Annotated in this window: 9 protein-coding genes; 2 read left to right on the top strand and 7 right to left on the bottom strand. The window is 53.4% G+C overall.

The features are described from left to right. Positions 1-56: 56 nt before the first annotated feature. Together BLS08_RS13740 and BLS08_RS13735 are read right to left on the bottom strand one after the other, a co-directional pair. A complete protein-coding gene (locus BLS08_RS13740; protein ID WP_017362476.1) occupies positions 57-1,175 on the bottom strand; it encodes a tyrosine-type recombinase/integrase in 1,119 nt (372 codons plus the stop codon). Further along, complete coding sequence (locus tag BLS08_RS13735; protein ID WP_079235610.1) at positions 1,153-1,485, bottom strand: helix-turn-helix domain-containing protein; 333 nt, start codon at positions 1,483-1,485, stop codon at positions 1,153-1,155. Before BLS08_RS13735 ends, BLS08_RS13740 begins: the two co-directional genes overlap by 23 nt. A 193-nt stretch (positions 1,486-1,678) precedes the next feature. Here BLS08_RS13735 and BLS08_RS13730 point away from each other — a divergent pair, with 193 nt between their 5' ends. Both BLS08_RS13730 and BLS08_RS13725 read left to right on the top strand, forming a co-directional pair. Further along, entirely contained in the window at positions 1,679-3,823 is a 2,145-nt protein-coding gene (locus tag BLS08_RS13730) for an ATP-dependent helicase (protein ID WP_017362475.1), read from the top strand. Positions 3,824-3,837: 14 nt separating this feature from the next. Continuing rightward, the gene (locus BLS08_RS13725) at positions 3,838-4,254 is read left to right on the top strand and encodes a histone-like nucleoid-structuring protein, MvaT/MvaU family (RefSeq protein ID WP_017362474.1); all 417 of its coding nucleotides are present in this window, start codon (positions 3,838-3,840) and stop codon (positions 4,252-4,254) included. Between the two features lie 55 nt (positions 4,255-4,309). Here BLS08_RS13725 and BLS08_RS13720 read toward each other — a convergent pair whose 3' ends face one another. The 5 genes from BLS08_RS13720 to BLS08_RS13705 are packed head-to-tail and all read right to left on the bottom strand — an operon-like array spanning position 4,310 to position 10,435. Next, positions 4,310-6,955: a type IV secretory system conjugative DNA transfer family protein gene (locus BLS08_RS13720; RefSeq protein WP_017362473.1), complete on the bottom strand. Its 2,646-nt coding sequence runs from the start codon at positions 6,953-6,955 to the stop codon at positions 4,310-4,312. Next, on the bottom strand, positions 6,952-8,385 hold the full coding sequence (locus BLS08_RS13715; protein WP_017362472.1) for a secretion/conjugation apparatus DotM-related subunit: 1,434 nt from the start codon (positions 8,383-8,385) through the stop codon (positions 6,952-6,954). Before BLS08_RS13715 ends, BLS08_RS13720 begins: the two co-directional genes overlap by 4 nt. After that, on the bottom strand, positions 8,382-8,873 hold the full coding sequence (locus tag BLS08_RS13710) for a lytic transglycosylase domain-containing protein (RefSeq protein WP_017362471.1): 492 nt from the start codon (positions 8,871-8,873) through the stop codon (positions 8,382-8,384). Before BLS08_RS13710 ends, BLS08_RS13715 begins: the two co-directional genes overlap by 4 nt. Beyond that, a complete protein-coding gene (locus BLS08_RS26355; protein ID WP_017362470.1) occupies positions 8,854-9,906 on the bottom strand; it encodes a hypothetical protein in 1,053 nt (350 codons plus the stop codon). The genes BLS08_RS13710 and BLS08_RS26355 overlap by 20 nt, the downstream gene beginning before the upstream one ends. Continuing rightward, positions 9,872-10,435: a hypothetical protein gene (locus tag BLS08_RS13705; RefSeq protein ID WP_139204229.1), complete on the bottom strand. Its 564-nt coding sequence runs from the start codon at positions 10,433-10,435 to the stop codon at positions 9,872-9,874. Before BLS08_RS13705 ends, BLS08_RS26355 begins: the two co-directional genes overlap by 35 nt. Positions 10,436-10,457 lie beyond the last annotated feature (22 nt).

Below are 10,457 nucleotides of genomic sequence, written 5' to 3'. Positions count from 1 at the left end.
CCGGATTGGCAAGCCTCGGGCAGGCCAGGCCTTGCCACTTCATTGAAAATTTTGTGTTAAGACGCCAGTGCTAGCGGGTCAACCATGACTACGAGGTGCTCACCTATCGACTCCAAGTACTGATCTGGCGGTGGTATCGTGGTCGAATCACGTAGCGACATCACTATCCTGCGGAGCAGTGCATCCTGGGCCATCCGAAGGGCTTCGTCAGGCTTCGCACTCTGTACTACAAGGTCTTCGAAATCCAGTAAACGCACTGCGACACCGGCTTGCGATGGCTCTATGACTGCCGGGTAAGGAATGAGATGGGTTAGTACAACCTGCTTACCCTTGTTTTTTCCTGCCTCCAGCTTCCGCACTAGTCTCTGTGCCTTGAGGTGTGTGTACCTTTTAAGCATGGAAAGGGACTTGTGTCCGCTGATGGCTGCTATCTCCATAAGGTCAAGAGTGCCTAACTCGAAGAGCCGGCTGATAGCTTCATGGCGAAGGTCATGGAAATGAAGGTTCTCGATATCAAGCTTCTGACACATGTAGCGCCAGGTGCTCTTGATGCCTTCAGACTGGTAACCGAACACTCTGCCAGTGGGCTTGACGCCAAGCCTGACAAGAGCATCCCTTGCTTTGATTGAGAGCGGAACGTCACGCTTCGACCCGTTCTTAGTCTCAGGTAGGTGAGCGACCCGTGTTTTGAGATTCAGATGCTCCCAATGCAAACCCAAAATTTCGCCTTGCCGCATGGCGGTTTCAAGCGCAAGGACAACAATCGAGTAAAGCTCATTGTTCGAGTAATTATGACAGTAGCGAAGAATTAGCCGCTCCTCGCGCGCAGTAACACGCCTCTCTCTTCCAGGCGGCATTTTAGGCTTGCGTATTTTTTGAACAGGGTTGTCATCACAGATACCCCATTCAATCTTTCCAATCTCGAATAGGTTTGAAAGCAGTGAAAGTTCGAGCCTAACCGTCGAAGGTGAGAGCAGCTTTTTGGTTTTGGCGTTATAATTTGTTAGGCGCTCATCGCGATACGAAGCGATGTCTACGCTCGTAATATCGCGAATTTGTTTTTGGCCAAGCCAGGTATTTGATAGTTGCTCAATCCGATAGCATTCTTGCTTATAGCCTTTCTTTAGGATTGAAACACGAGATTGGTATTGCTTAAGAGCTTCGGCCAGGGTCATGAGGTTCTTTTCGGGAGGGCTCGCATCGGATGCTCTGCGTGAGGGTGATTATCTCGACCAAGCTAACCCCCAGCGCATCCGCTAACGCAGTGATCGTGTCCAGTGTTGGCGAGCGCTGCCCAAGCTCAAGCAGGGAGACATGATTACGAGCAATCCCTGACTCAAATGCTAATGCTTCCTGTGAAAACTTCCGGCTCTTCCGAAGCTTTCTGAGAGCGATTCCGAAAGCGACGTTGTGATTACGGATGCGATTTGATCCTTGGGTACAAAAGCAGAAATCATCCCGGTAGCCCCTGCCCGAGTCTTCCATCAATAAGTGGAAATATGCCTTGAGCTATCAGGGGAGGGCGTTCCGCCGGGGGTGAGGCGGGGAAGGCAAGCCGGACAGCTCCATTGAATGGCTGTCATGAGATTTGCTATAAAATCAACATGTTACGATGATGGCGAATTGATGTCCGCTATTCCTTGTAACTGGGCAGCACACAGCGGGAGTGAGGTGCGGAATGGGGCTTTCAGCCGAGCAGCAGTCGATTGTGTTGCACTCTGTAGAGCAGCACGCAAAGGTCCTTGCGGTAGCGGGGTCGGGAAAGTCACATACGATGGTTGAGCGCGCGGCATATTTGGTAGAAGCCAAGCGTGTTGATCCAAACCACATCATCGTTGTGATGTTTAACCGGACCGCTATGGAGGAATTCGAAGGACGTTTGATTAAGCGTCTTGGAAAGCGCAATACCCCTGACTCAGTGACTTTTCACCAGATGGGCGGCCAATGCCTCAAGTGGCTTGTGAGCGGTGGCTTCGTGGAGAACTGGAAATTTGAGCCCGAGCCGACTAGGGCTCAATATTTCTGCGCAGACGTGATAGGCCCCGCTTGCCGTAAGTACGGGTACAAGTACCCAAGGATTGTTGCTGATGCATTCCTTGGTTTCATTGACAGGGTGAAAAGTGATCTTGCAACTCCCCAGGAAGTGTGGGACGCGGGAGATTGGGATAGCCACTATGAGTGGTTTGTCGGGATGTATCCGGTCTTCGAGCAAGCGAGGGCGAAGAAGAAGCTAAGGTTCTTCAGCGACCTGATCTACGATCCTGTCGTAGCGATGGCTCAGTCGCCTGAAGCTGCTGCCCATGTGGCTAATCGCTTCAGGCACATCATCATTGATGAATTCCAAGATATCTGTGAAGCACAGTACGTGATGATGCGATACGTCGCTGGCGACAAGGCCAAAGTGATGGTGGTGGGCGACGACGATCAGACTATCTATACCTGGCGCGGGGCGAAGCCTTCATACATCCTTCGAGGCTTTGAGGAGGATTTCGAAGATTGCCTTACCTACCGGCTTACCAGAACCTGGCGCTATGGTCATGTACTCAGCTGCGCAGCAAATTACGTCATCACGCATAACACTGATCGCGCCGACAAGCTGTGTATTTCCTCAGACTCGACGCCGGCCACCAAGCTGATGCTGCAATGGGAGGATGTTGACGGAAAGGCGTTAATCAAGGTTGTGGAGGCTTGGCTTGGAGCCGGCCGGCAGCTGGATGAAATAGCAATCCTGGTTCGAACATATTCGAGGTCCTATGGCAGCCAGTTTGCCATGCTAGAACGCGGTATTCCCTTTCGTCTCGAAGGTGGTGATAACGTCTCCGTGCTGGACAACCCTTGGGTATCGGCGCTGCTGTCATGGATGGAAGTTGCCGATGGTCGCTTCGCGAAGAGACCATATGCAGGAGAGCCTGACGGCGGCTCAGTCTTCAAGATGAGAAAGCTCCTAGGCACGCCCCCGCTCGGAATTTCCTACGAGGGCATGAAGGACCTGTCTACTAAGGTGCTCCTAGAGCCCGATGGTATTGGTGCGTTCAATGCTTTCGTCGCTTCCGGTCTTACTGCCCAAGAAGGTCACCTTTCGGCGAGGGTCTACAAACGGGCAAAGGTCTGGAGGGAGGTCCGAGCGCTATCCCATGAGCGAACTCATAGCCCTATGGATATGATTTCCCTACTGCTAGAGCGATTAGAGGTTTACGAATCGATCCAGTCATTCTCTCGCAACGCGGATGATGCTGAAGAGCAGATGAGGCTTGTAGAGGCCTTCGTTCGATATATTCAGTCAACTAACTTCACCCGTCTTTCGGAGTTCCTCAATCACATAGACGATCTGCGTTCATTCTCTGAGCGTGCAAAGCGGTCCACTGTGGCAGTGCATGTGACCAGCGTACACAAGAGCAAGGGGCTTGAGTGGCCATGTGTAATGATGATTGGCCTGCACGAGGGTGGATTTCCGCATAAGCCAAGGAAGCAATCAGCCGGCGTGAACGAGGCCGAAAGGATTGAGGACGAACGACGGCTTTTCTATGTGGCCATGACCCGAGCAAGGGAACAGTTGTGTCTCTTCTCTCCGCCCGACGCAGAGCTACACACCTGGCTACGAGCGGGGCGAACCGGCAGCCCTGATAACCTCCCAGCCGATGGGAAAACAGCGAGTAGGTTCCTATACGAGACCAACTTAATGCTGGCAGACACACTGCCAGCGATGATCGATCAGCCGCGCCAGATCAAAGCCGCAAATCCAGAAGTGTACAATGCCTACTTGGCCGAATTGGGGGTCAAAGGTAGAGCCAGGAGCATCACCGAGGCTGCCGCAGCAAATTGACCTAGGAGACATTGATGGACAAGGGCTTCATTAGTAACTATCGGGCGCGAGCCAAGACGCTTCAGGAGTATCGTGACATCGAGCAAAGCCTGCGCATGCTTGAGGGCCGGCTGGAGCGGATGAAGAACAGTGAAGAGCTGAAGCGCGAAATGGAGTTCGAGGGAAAACTGACGGCTCTACTTGAAGAATATGGATTGAGCTTGACCGACATTGTTCGGATGCTCGATGTAAAAGGTGACAGGAAGGCGGCGGGTAAACCACGCCGTAAAAAAAGGGCAGTTTCTTTTTACAAGAATCCGCACACAGGTGAGACGGTAGAGGCACCCAGTCCCAGTCACCTGGTACTCAAAGCCTGGCGCAAACAGTATGGTCCTGAAACAGTTCGCAAGTGGAAGGTGCCGCAGGATTCAGGCGATGTCACACCAGCGTGACGCTCCATGAAATAAAAAGGCCGGCTTGATGCCGGCCTTTTTATTCCATTCTTAATCAGTCGAGCCAGTCCTTGAAAAGTTGCTTGGCCCTTACCTGGCTGGGCAGGTCAGAAGAAATTTTAGTTTGCGGGTACTCAAGTGTCTGGATGATGCGGTCAATGACATCATCCGCTGCCGCTTCAGCGGCCGGAGCGTCGTCTTCGTTAAAGAGCATTTCTGCCTGCTTGATCGAACCACGAACTTGGGCGTAATCGATCTCGCTGCTCATCCAGGGCATCATCGCCATGCTCCTAGAGACCGCCTTTGCCATCGCTGAAGTAGGTTCTGGCTCTGGGGGTACTGGTGCAGGCATCTCGACTACCGGCGATTGCGCAGCGGCGACAGCAGAAGCAGGAACGGGATCGTTCTCCTCGTCGCTTGCATAATCAGCGCCTAGAAAATCGCTTAGGGCGCTTTCAGGCTTCATGGGAGTCAATCCACCACCACCGCTATTGCCACCAGATGTTGAGGTGTCTACCTCCTCGAAAAAGTCGTCGAGGTCTGCGGGTAGCGGAGGCATAGTGCTGAAAGCATCCAGGTTTGCTTCGTCAGCTTCCTGCTGAATCTTGAGGTGACTGGTGCCGCTGTTGTGTGCCAGGAACACCATCGTCTTGACCACATCACTGGCATTGCTCGGGAGTTGCTCGCACAGTGTTTTGATCAAGCCGCTGGGCGGATCAATCTTCTGTTCCAGAAACTGTTTCGCAACAAAGGTTCGTTGGGATAGCTCGATGGTCTGAGCATCAGCCTCCGCATATAGAGACGCAACACCTCTAATCACCGACTGCGAGGCGAAATAGGTAGTCATCTCTGACAGCATGTGACGTGCATCGTCTTTGAGCATCAGCAGCAAGTCCTCCCACTCTTGGCGAGGGGTGTGCTGCATGTATCGTAGGATCGTATCCTCGTTGGGAATTTTGACCTTGGCCATACGCACCGGATACCAATGGTCAATAAACCTACGAAGCGGATCAGGTCCTTTTTCAGAGATGCCGTGGTTGAAGACCTGTACCTCGTGAACGCTGCCCTGGTACAGCAGGAACGCCTGGCCAGTACCTTGTTTTTTGATGTCCGTCTCGCTGATGCGGTACTGCTTCTCCAACCCAACTCCAGACGATGCGTACACGTTACCGAGATCACCGTCGCGCTCGTACTGGTTTCGAACCAAGACTTGCGCCTCACCAGAAAACTCACGTGCAAGCTCGGTCGTTTCCTTGTCGTCGATATACATGATCTGCTTGAAAGCAGAGTTCGCCATGATCTGCTTCGTTGTCCTGGAAATGTTTTCGATCATGCCAGGGGCATCCTGCGTCCCGGTAATTACACCAAAGCCTAGTCCCCTGGCCTGGGCATTGATGATCTCCTGCCCCTCGACCAGCATGTATGCGTTTTCGTCGTTGATCACCCCGTAAGGGATATCTGAGTTTGTCGGAAGGTTGTGCACGATGTCTTCGGCCGAACCTTCGAATACTGTTCCAAGCCCGACAACCATGCCGTTCTTGGTAGCGGTCAAAACGATCTTGCCAAGGTTGGACAATTCCTCACCTGACTTCTCCATGGAAGGCAAGAGCGTCAACAAAATTCGGCCATTGAGCACAGCATCTTGATAGTCAATTTCGCCCTGGCCAACCATGTAGATGTGGCCATAGGTATCCGACAGAGAAGCTAGTGAGCGAGTGAAGTAAGCCTGAGCGAAGCCGAACTGTCGCGTCACTTCTTCCGGCTGTTCTGTAATGTCCTTGTTCTCATCGTAGCCAGGCAACGACTCAAGGTATCCCTGAAGTGCGTCACGACTACGCTTGGTGATGCGGTTGTCGCGGAAAAGCTGGACGAAGAACTTGAAGCTCATATGCTTCCGGATTACGCCAGGGTCGATCTGCAGCACCCCCATGTCTCGAAGGTCAGTTAGTGCCGGAAACTCAGCACTGACCAATGCGACGGCCCGTTCAGCGAAAATCTTGTTCTCGCCTTCAGATGGAGGCATAAGCGACACGAGCAACTGTGTATTGGACTCGGCTGAACCACGAGCAAACACAGCAGCATCATTAGAAAGGCGTTCGGCAGGGTCACGGTGCTCCGATGTAAGCCCGGTTATGTAGTTGGTTACGCGAAAATCATCATCACGACCGAAAATGCGGCAAATGGTGCCGACCTGAACCATCGACTTTGGTGCTGCCTTCGCATCTTGAAACGCAGCACCTGAGCCGACAGCAAGGTAGTTGGCGAGGTAAGAAACGATGCTTTCCGTTTTTCCCGCACCCGTCGTGCCGAAGATCAGGAAATGTTGCGTCATCGCTTTGAAGCTCGCCCATACCTCCAGGCCGAGTGAGCGAATCTTGCCAATGAAGAAACTTCCACGAGCCTTATTGAAGCCGGCGTTGTCGCCGATCTTCGGATCGTTCATGTCGATCTTGTTGGCTTCGAGTGGAAGATGGATAGGGAGTACATCAGGAACACTGGTCACTGCCCAGCGAAGGACCAGGAACCCGAGTACCGCAAACGGTAGGAAGCCGGCCCAGACAAGGGTGACCATCGCCGAAAAGAGTGCCCATGCAAACGGTATCCATGGGTATTGAAGAAGCGCCCAGGTCTTCTGATAGAAGGTTCTGGGGTCGACGATGGTACGAGTGTTGGAGATTTCCTGGTGGCGTTGAATGCTCACGGTGTATCGTCCTCAACCCGACGTGTCTGCTGCGGCTGTCTTGCAGGAACGGTCACGGCGAAGGCAGAACCACCCGCTTTGTTCGCTGCACGAGCGGCTTTCTCGTTCTCGCGTCTCTCGCGTTCTGCGTCCAGTTTGGCGTTTGCGTCTTTCACGAGCTTCTGCTGATGCTCTTCGCTGTACTCGCCAGGCTCAATCCAATGCTCCATGGCCATAGTGCGCCGCATCTCCTCGATAGCGCCGAGTACCATCGGTGTCTCAAGGCGCTTACCAATAATTCGCTCGACCTGAGCATGTGCCCAAGGACCGGCAGCCTCCCAGTAAGGGCACTGTCCTCCCTGACCACATAAGGCGTACCAGAGAGTCCGGTTAACGGGTTTAAGCCATAGGAAATTGGCGTGCATCAAACGCCCTTTCTTGCGAGCCCAGGCGAGCGTTTCCGACATCACATTTAGGGTATGAGCATGCCGCTCAATGATTGCCAACGCCTGGGGGTGCTTGCCGTATTTTGCGATTAGCTCATCCATTCCTTTCGTGTTGGCTGTATGGGGTGTAACGAGCTTGCCATGCCCGTCGTACTTACCTTCACGGAAAGAGAAGGCGAGTTGCTTAACGAAGGCCCAAGCTTCCTCTTGCTTACCGCTCCCCTGTGTGACGAACACCGCGTACAGGGCCTTTTCCAGCGGTGGAAGGGCATCCGCCCCTTTCCAGTATCCGCCCAGCTGCTTGGTGAATAACGCATTGGCGCGCAACACGTCATAGACAACATACCTGTAGTGCGGCATCAGCTTGCGCTTTACAGGAAAGGGCTGGAGCTTCTGGGTGGGAGTAAAGGGCGGGATTGGAAGCATCTTGCTTTCATCGACTGGCTTTTCGGGATCAACAGGAACATTGGAAATCCACAGCAAAGCATGATCTCGCGCGAAATCTAATGGGAGTGAGTATGTAGCCCACGCACCAACGTAAGGGTGGGTCTTAAGAAGGTCCTTCCCCTTGATGATCGCCGAAGCTGGAAAATGATGGCTTTGGATATCAATCAGGTCGTAAACATCTTTGATTTCACGACGGAATTTGAATCGAACAACGCCTTTTTTTACTTTCCATCCCCAGTAAATAAGCGCGGGGACGACAACCCAGCGCCAAACGTAGCCATGCAGTTCAAAAAGCTGGAAAAGCGACACAATCCCATAGTTCTTTGGCTTCATCCTCGGGATGTGGTGATGGGCTGACACGATGGCCTGCATCTCCGACTCGGTAACAAGCCAAGACAGGTGCTGATATGCACCGAACATGAAATAGGAGCAGTAGAAGCTGATCCACATGATGGCCGGCTTAGCCAGCCACCAAAAGCCAGTTGTCAGCAACGCGGCAAGGATCAGAATCATTCCCGCATTGACGAGCGAGCTGGGGCCTTTCTGGTTCTCACTCATTCAATCGATTCCTGCGAATACATGCGCTCAAAAGCGGCTCGAAGCTTTCGGGCGTAGATGGCGTTGAATTCCGGGGTAGCTGAGTGGTAAACGGCAATAGCGCTGAGATAGTCAGCATCAGTGGTGATCTGTGCCTCTTTCTCGGGTGGGAACACCTTACGCAGGTGCCATGCTGCAACCGTGGCGTTCACACAGCCATCATTGCGGAGCAGGTCCTCCGTGATACCTAACTGAGCGATAGCATCACGGTGAATCGAGTTCAGCTGAAATAGGCCTATGTCGTAGCTTCCGTTTTTGTTCGGCCGACTGTTTTCACCGACAGAGCCACCCTCGACCATCAGCACAGCGAGAAGAACATCCGGATGGATGGAATAGGCAGAGGCTGCTTTGACTAAGCAGTCTGCTGTCAGAGGCCTTTCAGTCGCAAAAGCAGAGCTGCTGAAGCACAGGAGGGCCGCCAGAGCGACCTTACATACGCATGCGATCATTGTTGTTTTGCTTCGATTGAGTGGACTGCTCTCGACTTGGCGCGAGGGTGCGCATCGCGCCATTAACCGAGACCTCAATGCCTTGGTACAGGCTCTCGAACGACTCAAATACATGGTCGAGGGGGTAACCATTTGCGGTTGCATGTCGCTGTTGGTCGCGCGGAAGCGTTCTGAGGTTTTCGAGTGCAGTGTCCATACCCTGTGCCCAGCAGCTCGCAAGCAGTTTGCCGGCGTGGTGTATCAGGGTGACACCTAGATTAGCCTTCTCGTTATCGTTGAGATTCCAGCGTTCCGAAACCTGGGCAAGAGTCTGGTCGAGTACTCTGTCCGCCAGATGATCGCTAACCATCTGCGCGACTCCAGCAGCATCACTGTGGAAATAGGAAAATGCGTGGTACTCCGTCATCACATTCGTTGTAGCAAACGAAAGAGCCTGGATCAGTTGCCACTGGGGGTCACCAAAGTTTCCAGAGAACGGCAGAGCCTGTGATTGTGTGACGCTTGCGAGGTGAAGGAGGGGCTCCAAATACTTCGAACTACCCTCAAGAACGGGGCCATTGCCCCGCTCAAGCGCACTGACCATTACGGGCATCAGCTGGCCCGCAATTTGCGAAACAAGCCAGGCAGGTGCATCTTGAGGCTCAACTGAGAAAGCGCTGGCCACAGTCAGCGCGTCATCTCGAATTCGGCCCAAGGCTGCCGACATCATCTGCTCGACCTGCTCAGGATTTTTTTCGGGATCAACCCACTTGGTAATGGCGGCCATAAGCGGAGCAAGAACCTTGACTCCATGGGACGCATTCTTAATCGCAGAATCGACAATCCCGCCTTGATCTTCTGGGAGCGATTGAGTCTTCTCTTTGATGAGCGCTTCGAGGCGCGCACGTGTCTGTTCGGGCGTCTCAGCGGGCTGGGCAGCGATGGGCGCTGATGAACCGGAAAGCTGCCTCTCAAGCTGATCGTCGGAGAGATGGGGCGTCTCGGACTGCCCCAGGAAATCATCTAGCAGACGGGAATCTGAGGGCTTGCTCATGAACGACTCCTTGGTTTTGAGACATCTGGTAAGAGAGGGAGGCTTGATCCAGCAACTCTGGCCAGTTAGCCAACTGCATAGCAAGATCGCCGCGCTCTAAAGCGTCCGTGACCCAGTTATGGGTCAAATCGTTGAAGTAAGGCTCAAGCGGAATAGCCCTCTGGTTCTCAGGAAGTAGCTGCCATTCTTCAGGGGTGTAGCCCAGGTCGCGCATGCCAAGGCACGCAGCGTGTTCAAGTGCTGCATCGAGGAACCGCAAGCCTACAGAGAGAGGCAGAACCGCTGGCTGGATAACAACCTGATTGCCGTATGGGGCAGCAGGATCGTTCACGCAAGCGAATGGAAGAACGTTGCCTCGCGCGTGCTGCGCAATGCCGGAGATCGCGACAATGGCTTGAGCATGCAGCGTGAGGGCCCATGAGAGTGGGCCAATAGGGTCCATAGCCACATGCATAGGGAAAATGGTGTCTTTTATTTGGACGGCAGAGACACCGAGAGAAAGCGCGCTGCGTTCAAGGAGGGCGCTCAATTTGTGTATCGAGTCGGACGAA

The organism is Ectopseudomonas chengduensis (genome assembly GCF_900102635.1).
In the GTDB taxonomy this organism is placed as follows: domain Bacteria; phylum Pseudomonadota; class Gammaproteobacteria; order Pseudomonadales; family Pseudomonadaceae; genus Aquipseudomonas; species Aquipseudomonas chengduensis.
This window is presented reverse-complemented; position numbering and strand designations above follow the sequence as displayed.

Coding starts and splice junctions, on each gene's coding strand:
- BLS08_RS13740 (WP_017362476.1), bottom strand. CDS start 1,175: ATGACCCTGGCCGAAGCTCTTAAGCAATACCAATCTCGTGTTTCAATC.
- BLS08_RS13735 (WP_079235610.1), bottom strand. CDS start 1,485: ATGGAAGACTCGGGCAGGGGCTACCGGGATGATTTCTGCTTTTGTACC.
- BLS08_RS13730 (WP_017362475.1), top strand. CDS start 1,679: ATGGGGCTTTCAGCCGAGCAGCAGTCGATTGTGTTGCACTCTGTAGAG.
- BLS08_RS13725 (WP_017362474.1), top strand. CDS start 3,838: ATGGACAAGGGCTTCATTAGTAACTATCGGGCGCGAGCCAAGACGCTT.
- BLS08_RS13715 (WP_017362472.1), bottom strand. CDS start 8,385: ATGAGTGAGAACCAGAAAGGCCCCAGCTCGCTCGTCAATGCGGGAATG.
- BLS08_RS13710 (WP_017362471.1), bottom strand. CDS start 8,873: ATGATCGCATGCGTATGTAAGGTCGCTCTGGCGGCCCTCCTGTGCTTC.
- BLS08_RS26355 (WP_017362470.1), bottom strand. CDS start 9,906: ATGAGCAAGCCCTCAGATTCCCGTCTGCTAGATGATTTCCTGGGGCAG.